The organism is Moraxella catarrhalis, assembly GCF_001632285.1.
In the GTDB taxonomy this organism is placed as follows: Bacteria; Pseudomonadota; Gammaproteobacteria; order Pseudomonadales; family Moraxellaceae; genus Moraxella; species Moraxella catarrhalis.
This window is the reverse complement of record NZ_LWAH01000014.1, coordinates 111,773-128,026: the sequence shown is the minus strand read 5'-3', so window position 1 is coordinate 128,026 and position 16,254 is coordinate 111,773. Positions and strand designations below refer to the sequence as shown.

Annotated in this window: 27 protein-coding genes; 2 read left to right on the top strand and 25 right to left on the bottom strand. The window is 42.5% G+C overall.

The features are described from left to right. Positions 1 to 12: 12 nt before the first annotated feature. From rpsM to A4U55_RS05750, 25 genes are all read right to left on the bottom strand, one after another. Positions 13 to 369, bottom strand: coding sequence for a 30S ribosomal protein S13 (gene rpsM, locus A4U55_RS05870; RefSeq protein ID WP_003656965.1), 357 nt, complete (start codon positions 367 to 369; stop codon positions 13 to 15). Between the two features lie 252 nt (positions 370 to 621). Continuing rightward, positions 622 to 1,947 carry a preprotein translocase subunit SecY gene (gene secY, locus A4U55_RS05865; protein WP_036334861.1) on the bottom strand — a complete coding sequence of 442 codons (1,326 nt, stop codon included), beginning with the start codon at positions 1,945 to 1,947 and terminating at the stop codon, positions 622 to 624. A gap of 3 nt (positions 1,948 to 1,950) precedes the next feature. Further along, the gene (gene rplO / locus A4U55_RS05860) at positions 1,951 to 2,391 is read right to left on the bottom strand and encodes a 50S ribosomal protein L15 (RefSeq protein ID WP_003658622.1); all 441 of its coding nucleotides are present in this window, start codon (positions 2,389 to 2,391) and stop codon (positions 1,951 to 1,953) included. Continuing rightward, positions 2,391 to 2,570, bottom strand: coding sequence for a 50S ribosomal protein L30 (gene rpmD / locus A4U55_RS05855; protein WP_003656968.1), 180 nt, complete (start codon positions 2,568 to 2,570; stop codon positions 2,391 to 2,393). The genes rplO and rpmD overlap by 1 nt, the downstream gene beginning before the upstream one ends. 17 nt (positions 2,571 to 2,587) lie before the next feature. Next, positions 2,588 to 3,085 carry a 30S ribosomal protein S5 gene (gene rpsE, locus A4U55_RS05850; protein WP_003656969.1) on the bottom strand — a complete coding sequence of 166 codons (498 nt, stop codon included), beginning with the start codon at positions 3,083 to 3,085 and terminating at the stop codon, positions 2,588 to 2,590. A gap of 2 nt (positions 3,086 to 3,087) precedes the next feature. After that, the gene (gene rplR / locus A4U55_RS05845; RefSeq protein WP_003656970.1) at positions 3,088 to 3,438 is read right to left on the bottom strand and encodes a 50S ribosomal protein L18; all 351 of its coding nucleotides are present in this window, start codon (positions 3,436 to 3,438) and stop codon (positions 3,088 to 3,090) included. Between the two features lie 11 nt (positions 3,439 to 3,449). Beyond that, positions 3,450 to 3,983 carry a 50S ribosomal protein L6 gene (gene rplF, locus A4U55_RS05840; protein ID WP_003656971.1) on the bottom strand — a complete coding sequence of 178 codons (534 nt, stop codon included), beginning with the start codon at positions 3,981 to 3,983 and terminating at the stop codon, positions 3,450 to 3,452. Positions 3,984 to 4,133: 150 nt separating this feature from the next. Next, positions 4,134 to 4,532, bottom strand: a complete 399-nt coding sequence (rpsH, locus tag A4U55_RS05835; RefSeq protein WP_003656972.1) for a 30S ribosomal protein S8 — start codon at positions 4,530 to 4,532, stop codon at positions 4,134 to 4,136. Between the two features lie 14 nt (positions 4,533 to 4,546). Further along, on the bottom strand, positions 4,547 to 4,852 hold the full coding sequence (gene rpsN / locus A4U55_RS05830; RefSeq protein WP_003656973.1) for a 30S ribosomal protein S14: 306 nt from the start codon (positions 4,850 to 4,852) through the stop codon (positions 4,547 to 4,549). A gap of 11 nt (positions 4,853 to 4,863) precedes the next feature. Then, a complete protein-coding gene (rplE, locus tag A4U55_RS05825; RefSeq protein WP_003656974.1) occupies positions 4,864 to 5,400 on the bottom strand; it encodes a 50S ribosomal protein L5 in 537 nt (178 codons plus the stop codon). A gap of 20 nt (positions 5,401 to 5,420) precedes the next feature. Further along, on the bottom strand, positions 5,421 to 5,738 hold the full coding sequence (gene rplX / locus A4U55_RS05820) for a 50S ribosomal protein L24 (RefSeq protein WP_003658625.1): 318 nt from the start codon (positions 5,736 to 5,738) through the stop codon (positions 5,421 to 5,423). Between the two features lie 17 nt (positions 5,739 to 5,755). After that, positions 5,756 to 6,124, bottom strand: a complete 369-nt coding sequence (gene rplN / locus A4U55_RS05815) for a 50S ribosomal protein L14 (protein ID WP_003656976.1) — start codon at positions 6,122 to 6,124, stop codon at positions 5,756 to 5,758. Between the two features lie 108 nt (positions 6,125 to 6,232). Beyond that, positions 6,233 to 6,505, bottom strand: a complete 273-nt coding sequence (rpsQ, locus tag A4U55_RS05810) for a 30S ribosomal protein S17 (RefSeq protein ID WP_003656978.1) — start codon at positions 6,503 to 6,505, stop codon at positions 6,233 to 6,235. Next, positions 6,502 to 6,699 carry a 50S ribosomal protein L29 gene (rpmC, locus tag A4U55_RS05805; RefSeq protein WP_003656979.1) on the bottom strand — a complete coding sequence of 66 codons (198 nt, stop codon included), beginning with the start codon at positions 6,697 to 6,699 and terminating at the stop codon, positions 6,502 to 6,504. The genes rpsQ and rpmC overlap by 4 nt, the downstream gene beginning before the upstream one ends. Next, the gene (gene rplP / locus A4U55_RS05800; RefSeq protein ID WP_003656980.1) at positions 6,699 to 7,112 is read right to left on the bottom strand and encodes a 50S ribosomal protein L16; all 414 of its coding nucleotides are present in this window, start codon (positions 7,110 to 7,112) and stop codon (positions 6,699 to 6,701) included. The genes rpmC and rplP overlap by 1 nt, the downstream gene beginning before the upstream one ends. A 3-nt stretch (positions 7,113 to 7,115) precedes the next feature. Further along, positions 7,116 to 7,838 (bottom strand): 30S ribosomal protein S3, encoded by a 723-nt coding sequence (gene rpsC, locus A4U55_RS05795; RefSeq protein WP_003656981.1) that lies wholly within the window; start codon positions 7,836 to 7,838, stop codon positions 7,116 to 7,118. A 2-nt stretch (positions 7,839 to 7,840) separates the two neighbouring features. Further along, positions 7,841 to 8,170 (bottom strand): 50S ribosomal protein L22, encoded by a 330-nt coding sequence (gene rplV / locus A4U55_RS05790; RefSeq protein ID WP_003656983.1) that lies wholly within the window; start codon positions 8,168 to 8,170, stop codon positions 7,841 to 7,843. A gap of 9 nt (positions 8,171 to 8,179) precedes the next feature. After that, positions 8,180 to 8,455 carry a 30S ribosomal protein S19 gene (rpsS, locus tag A4U55_RS05785; protein WP_003656984.1) on the bottom strand — a complete coding sequence of 92 codons (276 nt, stop codon included), beginning with the start codon at positions 8,453 to 8,455 and terminating at the stop codon, positions 8,180 to 8,182. A 12-nt stretch (positions 8,456 to 8,467) separates the two neighbouring features. Further along, complete coding sequence (gene rplB, locus A4U55_RS05780) at positions 8,468 to 9,295, bottom strand: 50S ribosomal protein L2 (protein ID WP_003656985.1); 828 nt, start codon at positions 9,293 to 9,295, stop codon at positions 8,468 to 8,470. A 10-nt stretch (positions 9,296 to 9,305) separates the two neighbouring features. Then, positions 9,306 to 9,635 (bottom strand): 50S ribosomal protein L23, encoded by a 330-nt coding sequence (rplW, locus tag A4U55_RS05775; RefSeq protein ID WP_003656987.1) that lies wholly within the window; start codon positions 9,633 to 9,635, stop codon positions 9,306 to 9,308. Beyond that, positions 9,632 to 10,234: a 50S ribosomal protein L4 gene (rplD, locus tag A4U55_RS05770; protein WP_003656988.1), complete on the bottom strand. Its 603-nt coding sequence runs from the start codon at positions 10,232 to 10,234 to the stop codon at positions 9,632 to 9,634. Before rplD ends, rplW begins: the two co-directional genes overlap by 4 nt. Before the next feature lie 14 nt (positions 10,235 to 10,248). Beyond that, on the bottom strand, positions 10,249 to 10,887 hold the full coding sequence (gene rplC, locus A4U55_RS05765) for a 50S ribosomal protein L3 (RefSeq protein ID WP_003656990.1): 639 nt from the start codon (positions 10,885 to 10,887) through the stop codon (positions 10,249 to 10,251). 52 nt (positions 10,888 to 10,939) lie between these two features. Next, positions 10,940 to 11,251, bottom strand: a complete 312-nt coding sequence (rpsJ, locus tag A4U55_RS05760; protein ID WP_003656991.1) for a 30S ribosomal protein S10 — start codon at positions 11,249 to 11,251, stop codon at positions 10,940 to 10,942. Between the two features lie 400 nt (positions 11,252 to 11,651). Beyond that, positions 11,652 to 13,280, bottom strand: a complete 1,629-nt coding sequence (locus A4U55_RS05755) for an Rne/Rng family ribonuclease (protein ID WP_063454117.1) — start codon at positions 13,278 to 13,280, stop codon at positions 11,652 to 11,654. Between the two features lie 188 nt (positions 13,281 to 13,468). Next, positions 13,469 to 14,080 carry a Maf family protein gene (locus A4U55_RS05750; RefSeq protein WP_003656996.1) on the bottom strand — a complete coding sequence of 204 codons (612 nt, stop codon included), beginning with the start codon at positions 14,078 to 14,080 and terminating at the stop codon, positions 13,469 to 13,471. 316 nt (positions 14,081 to 14,396) lie between these two features. Here A4U55_RS05750 and gatC point away from each other — a divergent pair, with 316 nt between their 5' ends. Both gatC and gatA read left to right on the top strand, forming a co-directional pair. Continuing rightward, the gene (gene gatC, locus A4U55_RS05745) at positions 14,397 to 14,684 is read left to right on the top strand and encodes an Asp-tRNA(Asn)/Glu-tRNA(Gln) amidotransferase subunit GatC (RefSeq protein WP_003658632.1); all 288 of its coding nucleotides are present in this window, start codon (positions 14,397 to 14,399) and stop codon (positions 14,682 to 14,684) included. 93 nt (positions 14,685 to 14,777) lie between these two features. Beyond that, a complete protein-coding gene (gatA, locus tag A4U55_RS05740) occupies positions 14,778 to 16,253 on the top strand; it encodes an Asp-tRNA(Asn)/Glu-tRNA(Gln) amidotransferase subunit GatA (RefSeq protein WP_042510447.1) in 1,476 nt (491 codons plus the stop codon). Position 16,254 lies beyond the last annotated feature (1 nt).

The following is a 16,254-nucleotide window of genomic DNA, read 5'->3' as shown; positions in this document are numbered from 1 at the left end:
TTCCTAAGTTAGTTACTTTTTAATTGCTTTGCGTGGACCTTTACGGGTACGCGCATTTGTTTTAGTACGCTGACCATTAACTGGTAGACCACGACGATGACGAAGACCGCGATAGCAACCAAGATCGACCAAACGTTTGATATTCATTGAAACTTCACGACGAAGATCACCTTCTACTGTGTAGTTTGCAACTTCTGCACGAACAGCATCCAGTTGTGAATCATCTAACGAACCAATTTTAGTGGTTTCTTCGATACCAACAGCAGCAAGGATTTGCTTAGCAGTTGTACGACCAATACCAAAAATGTAAGTTAGCGAAATCACAGCATGTTTGTTGTCCGGAATATTTACACCGGCAATACGAGCCATTGATTTCTCTCCATTAGCACAAATACAGTTGTATTTGCTAAGTTTAACTGCTATCTCATAAATGATAGCATAGCAAGAAGCGGATAATACATTATCCGCTATAATAAATCAAGTATTAATTTGTAAATTAACCTTGACATTGTTTGTGGCATAGCTCTGCATTGTAAATAACAAGTACTTTATCTTTGCGATACATGAAGTCACAACTGCCACAGATTTTTAATTTTAATATGCTTCTAAAGAAGCGTATCATTATGACGATTTAATAATCGTCTGATCATGGTATTGATGTGTCATTAAATGTGCTTGTAATTGAGCGATAAAGTCCATCAAAACAACAACCATAATCAATAAAGATGCCCCACCTAGTGGAATTGGTACATTAAATACAGACTGTATAATCATCGGCATCAAACAGATGATTGTCATATACATTGCACCGATAAAAGTTAGGCGATTTAAAACAAAATCTAAATATCGCTTAGTTTGCTGACCTGGTCGTATTCCTGGAATATAAGCACCACTTCGCTTCAAATTTTCTGCAACCTCTTTAGGATTAAACATTAATGCCGTATAAAAATAACAGAAAAATATAATCATCACACCAAATAACAATAAGTATAAAGGTTGTCCAGGCTGAAGTACTAAAGTGATATTTTGAATAATCTCTTGGGTCAGCGTTGGATTTTCACTAACTGTAGTCCATTGACCTAAGCTGGCTGGAAGTAGCAATAGCGAGCTTGCAAAAATTGCTGGAATTACACCAGCCATATTGATTTTTAAGGGTAAATGTGACTGCTGCTGTGCATAAATTTTACGACCTAATTGCTGTTTTTGAGCATAGTTCACAGGTACACGGCGCTGTGCACGCTCAATAAAAACAATGGCCGCTATCACTGTAATACCCAATACGACAAATAAAAGCATAACAATCAAATTTAAATTTTGACTGAAAGCCTGTGAAATCATGCCTGGCGCACTGGCTATGATACTCGCTAAAATAAGCATAGAAATACCATTGCCCACACCTCGCTCAGTAATTTGCTCACCAAGCCACATTAAAAACATCGATCCTGCGACTAAAGAAGTCACTGCCGGAATATAAAAACTCAAACCAGTTGTCAATGTCAAGCCACCAGCAATCAAACCAGTAGACATACCAACTGCCTGAACAAATGCAAGTGCTAAAGTTCCTTGGCGCGTATATTTATTCAGCGTTCTGCGTCCAGATTCACCTTCTTTTTTTAACGCTTCAAGAGAAGGTATGATGGCAGACATCATCTGCACAACAATCGAAGCAGAAATATAAGGCATAATGCCTAGTGCCATAATAGACATACGCTCTAATGACCCTCCAGAAAACACATTAAACATACCCAAAAAGGTATTGCTATTACTCTGGAAAAAATTAGCTAAGCTAACAGGGTTCATGCCTGGAACTGGAATATGAGAACCAAGTCGATAAACAATCAGCGCCCCAAATAAAAAAAGCATACGCGTCCATAATTCATCATACTTTCTTACGAAAGTAAAAGGATTTAAGGGAATGCTAGAACGAGATACTGACTGCCTTGACATAGATTACTCCTCGACACTACCACCGGCAGCTTCGATTGCTTGTTTTGCACCTTTTGTAACTTTTACACCTTTAAAAGTCAATGCACGGCCCACCTCACCAGATAAAATAATGCGTGCACGCTTCATATCACCACGAATAATATTCGCAGCTTTAAGGGTATCTAAGCTCACAGTATCGCCATCAATCTTATTAAGCTCAGATAGACGAACTTCAGCAGTTGTCATAGCCATCTTCGAAGTAAAACCAAATTTTGGTAAACGACGATAGATAGGCATTTGACCGCCTTCAAAACCCGCAGGAATGCTTGAGCCAGAACGCGAAGTTTGACCCTTAACACCACGACCACCAGTTTTACCTAAGCCTGAGCCAATACCACGACCACGACGGAATGCTTTTTTCTTAGCACCCAATGCTGGTGATAGTTCATTCAGTTTAAGACCCATTACGCTTCCTCCACTTTAACCATGTAATGTACACGATTTACCATACCACGAGTTGATGGAGTATCCTCAACTTCAACAGTATGACCAATGCGACGTAGTCCCAAACCTTTCAAACAAGCTTTATGACTTGCCAAACGATGGGCACTCGACTTTACTTGAGTAACTTTCATTTTTTTCATCGTAACTCACCTATTTCTTAGCCCAAAATTTCTTCGACAGATTTGCCACGCTTTGCGGCAACTTGCTCTGGCGATGTCATGTCACGCAAACCTTTGAAAGTTGCTTGTACAACATTGGCTGCATTGGTAGAACCATAGCATTTTGCCAATACATTCTGTACACCTGCAACTTCGAGTACAGCACGCATTGCACCACCAGCAATAACACCAGTACCTTCAGAGGCTGGTTGCATATAAACTTTTGATGCACCGTGACGAGCATTGATTGGGTGCTGTAGTGTATGACCAGCTAAATCCACCGTAATCATATTACGCTTAGCAGCTTCTAGGGCTTTTTGGATGGCTGCAGGCACTTCACGAGCCTTACCACGACCAAAACCAACACGACCGTTACCATCACCAACAACAGTTAATGCGGTGAAAGAAAAAATTCGACCACCTTTTACAACTTTTGCTACACGGTCAACGGCAACTAATTTTTCTACCAAACCGTCAGTTTGTTCAACTTTTGCCATGATTAGAACTCCAATCCGTTTTCACGAGCAGCGTCAGCTAGTGCTTTAACACGGCCATGATATTTAAAACCACTACGATCAAATGCAACTTTAGTGATACCAGCAGCTTTTGCACGCTCTGCAATAAGAGCACCAACAGCTTTAGCTGCTTCCACATTACCTGTTGCACCTGAACGCAAAGTTGCATCTAAAGTAGATGCTTGAGCAACAACCACACCACCCGTTGGTGAGATGATTTGTGCGTAAATATGACGAGGCGTGCGGGTTACTGTCAAACGGTCAACACCCAAATGACGGATATGTGCACGAGTTTTTTTCGCTCGACGAAGACGAGCTGATTTTTTATCGAACATTATGGCTCACCTTATTTTTTCTTAGCTTCTTTACGAAGAACAACTTCATCGCTATAACGAACACCCTTACCTTTATAAGGCTCTGGTGGGCGGAAGCTACGAATTTTAGCAGCTGCTTGACCAAGCTTTTGCTTATCGCTTGATTTAAGCAAAATTTCAGTTTGGCTTGGGCTTTCAGCCGTAACACCTTCAGGTAGCGTGTATTCGATCGGATGAGAAAAACCTAAACTTAGGTTTACTTTATTACCTGCAACTTGTGCACGATAACCAACACCAATCAGTTGCAGACGACGCTCAAAACCTTCACTAACGCCTTTAACCATATTGTTCAATAGAGCACGCACTGTACCAGTGTGCATCCACGCTTCTTTAGTGTCTACAACTGGAGATAGTACAACAATACCATCTTCTTGTTTTAGCTCGACCAATTCATGCAGGCTCAAAGATAAAGTGCCATTCTTACCTTTGACTTCAACCTGCCGATCGTTCAAAGTAACGTTGGTACCTTCTGGTAGCGTTACTGGGGCTTTAGCCACACGAGACATAGGAATTTCCTTTAAATGAAAACTAAACTACCATCAGATAAATGATAGCCATAAAAAACTAACAGGCATTAAAGCCTGCTAGTTTAACATATCTATACTTAGCTGTAAACTAAATATTCTAGATTTTTATCAGTAATTACATGTAATTAATTATGCAACCAATGCGATGATTTCACCACCAATACCAGCTTCGCGTGCCGCACGATCACTCATAATGCCACGACTGGTTGAGATAATGGCAACGCCAAGACCTTTTTGAACGCTTGGAAGTTCATCTTTACCACGATATTGGCGTAAACCTGGGCGACTATAACGCTTCAATTGCTCAATAACGCCTTTGCCTTGGTAGTATTTTAATTCAATATCTAATACCTTTTTACCATTTTCAGCTTCACTGACTTCAGCAGAAGTCAAATAGCCTTCAGCTACCAATAAATCAGCAATGGATTTGCGTAGTTTAGAAGCAGGCATCTGTACAGATGGTTTATTTCTTGCTTGTGCGTTGCGAATGCGAGTTAGCATGTCGGCAACTGGATCTTGCATACTCATAGCGTAACTCCTTATTACCAGCTAGCTTTACGAACGCCAGGCACATCGCCTTGCATTACATGTAAACGCAACATATTGCGTGAAAGACCAAATTTACGGAAATAACCATGGGGACGACCAGTTACGCCACAACGGTTACGCAAACGCACCGGAGATGCGTTACGTGGTAACGCTTGCAATGCCAACATTGCATCTAAGCGCTCTTCTTCGCTAGCATTGGTATCGCTAATGATAGCTTTTAGCTGAGCACGCTTTTCAGCATACTTAGCAACAGTTTTTTCGCGTTTTAATTCGCGATTAATCATGCTTTTTTTAGCCATAACGTTTTACCTTATCTGAATGGGAAGCCAAATGCTTTTAGCAATGCACGACCTTGATCATCATTTGCTGCGGTTGTCGTGATGGTCACGTCCAATCCACGGATACGATCGATTTTATCAAAGTCTACTTCAGGGAAAACGATCTGCTCTTTGATGCCCAATGAATAGTTACCACGACCATCAAATGCTTTGGCAGAAAAACCACGGAAGTCACGGATACGCGGGATTGCGATGGCAACCAAGCGATCTAAGAATTCATACATTTGCTCGCCACGCAAGGTGACTTTACAGCCGATTGGCCACTCTTCACGGATTTTAAAGCCTGCAACTGATTTGCGTGCTTTGGTTACAACAGGTTTTTGACCAGCGATTGCGGTCATATCTGCCAAAGCACCTTCAAGTAATTTTTTATCTTGTGCTGCACCACCAACACCCATATTTAAAGTGATTTTGGTGATTTTTGGTACTTGCATGACATTTTCTAAACCCAGCTCTTCTTTGATTTGCTGTTTTAGCTTGTCATTATATAACGATTTTAATCTTGCCATTACTATATACCCTTAGTTTTTTATGCAGTCGCCACTACTTCACCAGTTGAACGATAGATACGCTCTTTTTTGCCATCTTCATTCACTTGATAAGCAATACGATCTGCTTTTTGGGTGTTTGCGTTATAAATCGCAACATTTGAAATATGTAAAAAAGCTTCTTGCTTAACGATACCACCTTCCTTGCCTAGCATTTGGTTAGGTTTTTGGTGTTTGGTTACAATGTTAATGCCTTCAACTTTTACACGGTCTGCTTTCACCGCCAAAATTGTGCCTTGCTTGCCTTTATCTTTGCCAGCAATCACAACCACGGTGTCGCCTTTACGTAACTTTGCCATAATAAGCCTCTAAACAATTACAGTACTTCTGGTGCCAATGAAACAATTTTCATGAATTGTTCACTGCGCAGTTCACGAGTAACAGGTCCAAAAATACGCGTTGCAATCGGTGCTTTGTTATTATTCAACAATACTGCTGCATTGTCGTCAAAACGAAGCACTGAACCGTCTGGGCGGCGAACGCCTTTTTTGGTACGCACAACCACTGCATTCATCACATCGCCTTTTTTAACACGGCCACGCGGAATTGCTTCTTTCACTGTTACTTTGATGATGTCGCCAACAGATGCATAACGACGATGTGAGCCACCCAGTACTTTAATGCACTGAACGCGTCTTGCACCACTGTTATCTGCAACTTCCAGCATTGTTTCAGTCTGAATCATCGCATTACTCCAATAATAATAAAGCAATAAAAGTCATTTGCCACTAAAAGTGGATACATATCTAAAAGATATATATTATACTCTCAAATGACTTTTAATGCAAATGTCTTAAATTTTTACAGCAGTTTCAACTACATCCACCAAAGCCCAAGTCTTAGTCTTGGAGAATGGACGAGTTTCTTTGATGCGTACGATATCACCTTCTTGGCAAATATTATTTTCATCATGTGCCTTAATTTTGGTAGAACGACGAACTTGTTTACCATACATTGGGTGACGGATTTGGCGTTCGACCAACACAACGATAGATTTATCCATCTTATTGCTGATAACTTTACCAGTTACAACGCCAACTTCTTGGGTTTGGGTGTTATCGCTCATGCCTCACCTCTTTGTTTTTCATTAATCAAAGTCAAAATCTTAGCAATCGTACGACGATTGTTTTTGATTTCATGAGTATTGGCAAGCTGACCTGTGGCCTTAGCCATACGCAGACGGAACGCATCAAGTTGCTTTTCATCAAGCAATTGAGCCAACTCATCTACTGATTTTTCGCGTAATTCGTTGGTTTTCATTACATTATCGTCCGTTTAACAATGGTAGTCTTAAATGGTAGCTTGGCGGCTGCCAAAGTCAGTGCTTCACGAGCAAGGTCTTCACTAACACCTTGGATTTCATAAAGCATTTTACCTGGTTTGATTTCCGCTACCCAATACTCAACAGGCCCTTTACCTTTACCCATACGAACTTCTAATGGTTTTTCGGTAATTGGTTTATCTGGGAATACACGAATCCAAATTTTACCGCCACGCTTAATGCGACGAGTGATTGTACGACGCGCAGCCTCAATTTGACGCGCAGTCATACGACCACGACCGATAGATTTTAGACCAATTTCACCAAAAGCAACTGTATTACCACGCTGGGCAAGACCTGTGTTACGCCCTTTGTGCATTTTGCGAAACTTGGTACGTTTTGGTTGTAACATAGCTTAACCTCTGTCTGTGTTGCGGCGATTAGAACGACCACGGCGTTTTGGTGCGCGTGTTTTATCTTCAACAACTGGGTTGTAGGCACTATTCATACCGTCTAAAACTTCACTACGGAAAATCCAAACTTTAACACCGATAGTACCGTAAGTAGTTTCTGCACGCACTGATGCATAATCAATATCAGCACGCAATGTGTGTAGCGGCACACGACCTTCACGATACCATTCGGTACGAGCAATCTCAGCGCCACCTAAACGACCAGAAAGCTCAACTTTAATACCTTGAGCACCTGAACGCATACTATTTTGAACAGCACGCTTCATCGCACGGCGAAACATAACACGGCGTTCAAGCTGGCTGGCAATACCTTCGGCAACCAAACGAGCATCCAAATCAGGTTGAGAAATTTCTTGGATATTAACCTGAGCTGGAACACCCATCAGTTTGGTTAGCTCTTTTTGTAGGCTTTCGATATCTTCACCTTTTTTACCAATGATAATACCAGGGCGTGCACTATGAATCGTGATTTTTGCAGCACCAGTTGGACGCTCAATGTAAATATGGCTAACCATTGCACCTTCCAATTTTTTACGCAAAAAATTACGAACTTGGAAGTCATTCAGCAAATACTCTGAATATTGCTTAGGATTGGCATACCAGTTAGCGTTGTGCTTTTTGATAACGCCCAAACGAATACCAATTGGATGTACTTTTTGACCCATGATTATTCCCCTACTTTAACAGTGATGTGACAAGTGCGTTTACTGATACGATCAGCACGACCCTTGGCACGGGGCATGATACGCTTTAAGGTAATACCTTCATCAACATAAATGGTAGTGACACGCAACTTATCAATGTCCAAGCCATTATTGTGTTCAGCATTAGCAATGGCTGAATCTAGGCATTTTTTAACCAGTTTAGCACCTTTTTTGTTGCTAAATGTTAGAATGTCCAAAGCGCGCTCAATTGGCTTACCACGAACTTCGTCCGCAACCAATCTTACTTTCTGTGCCGAAATGGCGGCACCACGTAATTTTGCAGTTACTTCCATGGTAGCACCTTATCTTTTAGATTTCTTATCAACGCCATGACCACGATAAGAACGGGTCGGGGCGAATTCACCGAGTTTATGACCAACCATCTGTTCACTTACAATAACTGGCACATGAGTGCGACCATTATGAACTGAGATGGTTAGACCTACCATTTGAGGTAGAATCATCGAGCGACGTGACCAAGTTTTGATCGGTTTGCGGCTGTTGCTTTCTAGAGCATTTTCAACCTTAGCAAACAAATGCGCATCGATAAATGGACCTTTTTTCAATGAACGAGGCATGAAACTTTTCCTTTATTTCTTGGCACGACGGCGACGGATAATCATACTGTCAGTACGCTTGTTAGAACGAGTCTTAAGACCCTTAGCTTTCTGACCCCATGGGCTGGTTGGGTGTTTACCGAAGTTGCGACCCTCACCACCACCGTGTGGGTGGTCAATTGGGTTCATTGCTGTACCACGAACGGTAGGACGAACACCACGCCAGCGTGCTGCACCTGCTTTACCTAGTGATTTTAGGTTATTTTCAGTGTTAGATACTTCACCAATAACCGCACGGCAATTAGCATGAATACGGCGAGTCTCACCTGAACGCAAACGCACGATGACATAAGCACCATCACGACCCAATAACTGAACCGCTGCACCAGCAGAGCGAGCAATTTGAGCGCCTTTGCCAATTTTAAGTTCAATATTATGAATTACTGTACCGACAGGGATATTTTTCAATGGTAAGCAGTTGCCTGGACGGATAGGAGAACCTTCTCCAGATTGAACCTGATCGCCAACACTTAATTTCTTAGGTGCAATAATGTAACGACGCTCACCATCTGCATACTTCAAAAGAGCAATATGTGCTGTACGGTTAGGATCATATTCAATACGCTCAACAACAGCTGGAATACCATCTTTATTGCGTTTAAAATCAATTAAGCGATAATGCTGCTTATGACCACCACCGATATGGCGGGTGGTGATACGGCCATTATTGTTACGGCCACCAGTTTTAGCTTTTGATTCAACAAGTGGTGCATAAGGACGACCTTTATAAAGGTGTGGATGCACAACTTTTTCAACAAAGCGGCGACCTGGTGAGGTTGGTTTTGCTTTTACGATAGGCATTTTTTATTCCTTATTCGTTAGTCGCTGTTTCGCCAGTGGCTTCTTCACCAGCACCGATTTGTACGTCTGAACCAGCTTTTAAGGTTACATACGCTTTTTTCACGTCAGAACGCTTACCAACAACACGGCCAAAACGCTTGGTTTTGCCTTTGGTATTAAGTGTGTTTACTTTGACAACTTCAACACCTTCAAACATCAGCTCAACAGCTTGTTTGATTTCGCGCTTGGTTGCAGTGCTATCAACTTTGAAAACTTGCACACCAAGAGTGTCGCCCAGACGCTGAGATTTTTCTGAAAATACAGGTGCTTTTAGTACCTGATATAGTCTTGCGTTGCTCATGCAAGTGTCTCCTCAAATTGTTTGGCTGCTTCAACAGTCATAATCACTTTGTCAAAAGAAACCAAGCTTACTGGATCAACTTCACGAGTACCCAATACATTCACATATGGGATATTGCGTGCAGCCAAGTACAAGTTTTCGTCAACTTCATGAGTTACGATCAATGCGCGTGGGGCATTCAGTTCAGCCAGCTTAGCGATAAGCTCTTTGGTTTTTGGTGCTGATACAGCGATGTCATCAACCAAAACCAAACGCTCTTGACGAACCAATTCCGCCAAAATGCACTGCATTGCACCACGATACATTTTGCGGTTTACTTTTTGAGACCAATCTTGTGGTTTGGCAGCAAATGCACGACCACCACCAACCCAAATAGGGCTACGGATAGAGCCTGCACGAGCACGACCAGTACCTTTTTGACGCCATGGTTTTTTACCACCACCAGAAACTTCACCACGAGTTTTTTGAGCACGAGTACCTTGACGAGCACCAGCTAGGTAAGCAGTTACGACTTGGTGTACCAAGGCTTCGTTAAACTCACGACCAAAAGTGATCTCTGATAGTTCAACCGCTGCACCTGTAACAGTTTTTAAATTCACGTTAATCCCCTTTACTAGGCTTTGACTGATGGGCGTACGATAACATCGCCACCATTAGCACCTGGAACAGCACCTTTGATGACCAGTACACCTTTTTCGGCGTCAACAGAAACGATTTCCAAGCCTTGAACAGTAACTCGTTTATTACCCATTTGACCTGGCATTTTTTTGCCTTTAAATACACGACCTGGGGTTTGGTTTTGACCTGTAGAACCCAAAACACGGTGAGAAACAGAGTTACCGTGGGTTGCATCTTGAGTGCGGAAGTTATGACGCTTCACACCACCTTGGAAACCTTTACCCTTGCTTTGACCAGTCACATCGACCAACTGACCAACTTCAAAGATATCAGCTAGGATATTACCGCCGATTTCACGACCTTCTAAATCGCTTTCTTCTGCACGGAATTCCCAAACACCACGACCAGCAGCAACGCCAGCTTTTGCGAAGTGTCCTTTTTGAGCAGCAGTCACACGGCTGTCACGACGCTCACCTGTGGTGATTTGGATTGCGTTATAGCCATCGGTGTCTACTGTTTTGATTTGCGAGATGCGGTTGGCATCAACCTCAACCACTGTGACAGGAATAGAAACGCCTGCTTCAGTGAAGACTCGGGTCATGCCGCATTTTTTACCGACTAAACCAATCGCCATTTTAGACCTCTTTATATTAATAGTTTAATAGTTCAAACCAGACTTATGTTCATTAGCCCAAAGCGATCTGAACATCAACACCAGCTGCTAGATCCAGCTTCATCAATGCATCAACAGTCTTATCTGTTGGTTGCACGATGTCAATCATACGCTTATGGGTGCGAATTTCGTACTGGTCACGAGCGTCTTTGTTGACGTGTGGTGATGTCAATACGTTGAACCGCTCAATACGAGTCGGCAACGGTACAGGACCGCAAACTTGTGCACCTGTACGCTTTGCAGTATCGACAATCTCTTGTGCCGACTGGTCAATCAGACGATGGTCGAACGATTTTAGTCGGATACGGATTCTCTGGTTAGCCATGCCAACAAGCTCCTAATTAAGTGCTTTTAAACTTTCATCAATGAATGAAAGTTAAACCGTTAAAATTTACTTTCGAATTATAAAAAGCAAAATAATCTTATCCCTGCCAACCGTATGTCAAAAGCAAGGTAGCAGGGGTGTTTGTTCAATAGTGCCAAAAACGATGCTTTGGCTGTGGCGTTGCTTAGTACTTCCTTTGAGTTGAACAAGGTTCATTGTTGAAGTAAACTTTTCACATTCTTTGCAAAAAGTGCAACACAGTTCAAATGATTTGTCTATTATACACGAAAAATTTATCAATGCAAGGTATATATGAGACTTTTTGCTAATTTTTCTTAAATTTGACTGATAAATTGGTCTTCAATAACCAAAAATTCATCAAGAAAATCAACAGTGAATGTTAATCAAGTGCAATGTTGTACTGCTCGGGCGTGAAAAAGTTTTCAATCTCAAAACAAATGGGTTTGCCAATCAAATATTCTAAGTCTGCCACTGTACCAGCTTCGCTAGATAGCATCATATCAATCACGCTTGAATGAGCGATGACGGTAAATTGTTTAGGCTTATTAAAGGTGCGTCCATAGCGCATGATTTCACGAAATATCTCAAAGCATACCGTTTCTGCAGTCTTAATATAGCCTTTGCCATCACAGACAGGACAAGGCTCACACAGCTGTTGTGGCAGTGATTCTTTGGTACGCTTGCGTGTCATCTCTACCAAACCAAGCTCGCTGACTTGAGTGATATTCGTTTTGGCATAGTCATGGGTGAGCTGCTCTTGTAAGCTTGCTAGTACATCGGCTCTGTGCACCTCTTCGGACATATCGATAAAGTCAAGAATAATGATACCACCAAGGTTTCGCAGACGAATTTGGCGAGCGATGGCATGTGTTGCCTCTAGGTTGGTTTTATAAACCGTATCCTCCAAACAGCGTGCGCCAACATAAGAACCTGTATTGACATCAATAGTTGTCATCGCTTCGGTTTGGTCAATGATTAAATAGCCACCTGATTTAAGCTCAACACGGCGTTTTAGGGCATTTTGCAGATCTTCTTCGACACGATATAAATCAAATAAAGGAGTCTCGCCTGCATAATGCGTCACCATCGGTGCAATGAAAGGTACAAACTCTTGGGCAAAATGTGCTACCTCATGATACATCATCTCATTATCAATCAGCACTTTGGTTGTTTTTTCATTAACCAAATCACGGATACACCGAAGCGGCAATGATAGCTCTTGGTAAATCAACTCACTGCGTTTATTGGAATGTAACCGTGTCGCTGCTTGGCGTGCGATGATGGTTTGCCAAAGTTGTAATAAATAATAAATGTCCTCTTTAAGCTTAGACTCACTCATCTCCTCAGCGGCAGTGCGTGCAATCAGTCCGCCTTTTAAGTTGGCGTTTTGCATAAGTTGCGTCAGAATGTCTTTTAATCGTGTCCGCTCTTCAGTTTCTTCGATGCGTATCGATACCCCAACATACTCATCATTTGTAGGTAAATACACCAAATAACGAGATGGTAAAGAGATGTTCGTCGTCAGGCGAGCACCTTTTGTACCAAGTTCATCTTTGACGACTTGCACCAAAATTTTATCGCCTTCTCTTAGGCGATATTGAATTAATTCAGCGTTTGGTGACTCAGGTTTTTTGGGTAAAGCAGGTCTTTGGATATCGATGGCTGAGCTATACCCATTTTGCTCAGCACGCTCATCTTGAGAAGCGTTACTTTGATGTGCGATGCGAAGCTGTGTAATCGGTGCTGGTGGTGCTTCGTCTAAGCTGTCGCTACTACGCTTGGGTTTTTGCATATCATTGGCATGTAAAAATGCAGTTCTGGCTTGTCCAATATCCACAAACGCTGCCTGCATACCCGGCAAAACTCGCGCCACAGTACCCAAATAAATATTGCCAACCAAACCCAATTTTTGGTGGCGTTCAATCAAAATTTCACTGGTAACGCCATCGGTCAGCACCGCCATGCGTGACTCCATGGGTGTATAATTAATTAATAATTCTTCTGACATTATTTACTCTTTATTTATAACTTGGTAATCTTTATCTGATACTTATGGTAAGTGATATTTTCTTAATGTGCAAGTTTAATGCCCCTTAGATGAGTTTATTGATTTCATAAATCTGATATCAGTCTATGCAATTTAAACATCGTCATATATAAATGCATTGGTCAATACAATCAATGAACAAAATGGGGCTAATTGACTGTTTGTAAAGCCATTTTATCAATCAAAGCCAATGTCTGTGCTAATGGCAATCCAACAACATTGGTATAACTGCCATCAATCGATAGCACCCAAGCCATCGCACCGCCCTGAATGGCGTAAGCAACTGCCTTATCCTGTGGTTCGCCGCTTGCCCAATAAGTTGCCATCATCGCTTGGGTGATTTTAACAAAAGTTACTTTGGTACACTCACAAATGACTGCTTGGTCAACAATTTGACTTGCATCAATCACGCTAATACACACTGCCGTCCAAATCTCATGTGATGTATCTGAAAGCATCTGCCACATACGATATGCATCCGCCTGATCTTTGGGCTTGGTCAGTACCAAATCATCAATCACGCCAATGGTGTCTGCGGTGATCAAAAGGCACTTATCTGGCAAATGGCTGTTCAGGGCTGCTTGCTGTGCCTTGGTCAGCACCATGCGATTAATATAGTCTGTTGGTGCCTCTTTGGCTTGCCAAGACTCATCAATCTCAACTGCGTTTACAACAAATTTCACGCCTGCAGCCAAAAGCAGCTCTTGGCGTCTTGGTGATGTGGATGCCAACACAATCGGCAAAGTTTTTATATCATTCATAATCGGTTTAAGATAGTAGACAACAAACGCATTATCCGCTTTTTGACCAGCTTGGTCAAATGGCTCACTGATAAATATTTATAAGTAAAAACCGCTCAGATTTAAAAGTTTGTTTTGTGCCTGTTTCAAGCTATGGTACAATTAACCATTTTATTAGGCTTTATGTCGTTAACTTTATAAGACAAATCAAATTCAGTTTAGTGCGATTGGCTTTTCGTGGCATGCGATGGCGTGAGATCACAACCAATCCATAAAAGCATGACTTATCTGCTTACTGATCAATTTAAACAAATTTGTATGATTTTTAGGAGCATTCATGACCATCACCACCGAAGACATTTTGGACTGTGCAAATTTATCACGCCTTGCTCTTGATGAAAAAACCGCCCAAAACTATGCAGGCAATTTGGATAAAATCCTAGCCATGATGGACATATTAGATGGCGTAAACACTGATAATATCAAGCCTTTGGCAAATATCCACGAAGCTTGTAATGAGCTGCGTGCCGACATTGCCAATTCTGACATTGGCCGAGACGGTTTTCAAGCGGTTGCCCCTATGGTGCAAGATGGGTTATATTTGGTGCCACAGGTGATTGAATAACAAGGCATGGTCTAAAAAATGGCAGTATGTTTTTAGACCCCATCTGGATTTAACATTTAAATAAAACAAAATTCAACATAAAAAAGGCATTTTATGACAGATTTACACCACCTATCCGTCCATGAATTAGCAGACGGTCTAAAAAACAAACAATTTAGCAGCCATGAACTGGTAGAGCATTTTGCCAATCGCATTAACCGCTTAGATGGTCAAATCAACAGCTTCATCACCAAAGATTTTGACAATGCCCTAGCCCAAGCCGAACTTGCCGATAAACTGCGTGCAAAAGGCGACAACCGTCCACTTTTGGGCGTACCAATGGCTCATAAAGACAACCTATGTACCAAAGGGGTTTTGACCACTGCTGGCTCAAAAATGCTCTACAACTTCGTCTCGCCCTATCATGCAACGGTCGTTGACAACATCGCAAACAGTGGCTTTGTGAGTCTTGGCAAACTTAACATGGACGAATTTGCCATGGGTTCGGACAATGAAAGTTCATACTTTGGGGCAGTGCATAACCCTTGGGATACCACTCGTGTGCCAGGTGGGTCGTCAGGGGGTTCAGCGGCAGCGGTGGCGGCAGGGTTTGTGCCTGTGGCGACAGGCTCAGATACAGGCGGTTCTATTCGCCAGCCTGCCAGTTTTTGTGGCATCACAGGCATCAAGCCCACTTATGGGCGTGTGTCTCGCTATGGCATGATTGCTTATGCTTCAAGCCTTGATCAGGCGGGCGCTTTTGGCAAATCCGCCCTAGACTGTGCCTACCTGCTCGCCCCGATGACAGGATATGACCCCAAAGACGCCACATCCATCAGTCGCCCCAGTGAGGATTATGTGGCGGACATTTTGGCAACAGCCACAGACGGCAAACCTTTGGCAGGCAAAAAAATCGGCATAGCACAGGCGTATTTTGGGGCAGGGCTTGATGATGAAGTAGAAAAATCCATTCGTGCTGCCCTAGCCACATATGAAGCACTGGGGGCAAAAATCGTAGAAGTGGACATTACCGACCCTGCCATCACACTTGCCACTTATTATCTGCTCGCCCCCGCTGAGGCCAGCTCAAACCTATCTCGCTATGACGGCGTGCGTTTTGGTTATCGCTGTGAAAATCCCAAAGACTTACACGACTTATACACTCGCAGCCGCTCTGATGGCTTTGGCGAAGAAGTGCAACGCCGCATCATCATGGGTACTTATGCTCTCTCGGCAGGCTATTTTGACGCTTATTACACCAAAGCCCAAAAGGTACGCCGTCTTATCGTGGATGATTTTAAAAAGGCATTTGAAAAATGCGACATCATCGCAAGTCCTACCGCTCCAACGGCTGCCTATAAATTGGGTGAAAGCCTTGACCCTGCCAGCATTTACCTTGGTGATGTCTACACCATCGGCGTAAACTTGGCAGGTCTGCCCGCCCTATCGCACCCTGTTGGACAAGCAAATGGCTTGCCTGTGGGCTTACAACTCATCGGCAAACACTGGGCAGAGAGCGAACTATTGACAACCGCTCATATTTATCAGGCAAATACCAAATTTCATAAGGATAAGCCAAATTTGGACTGAC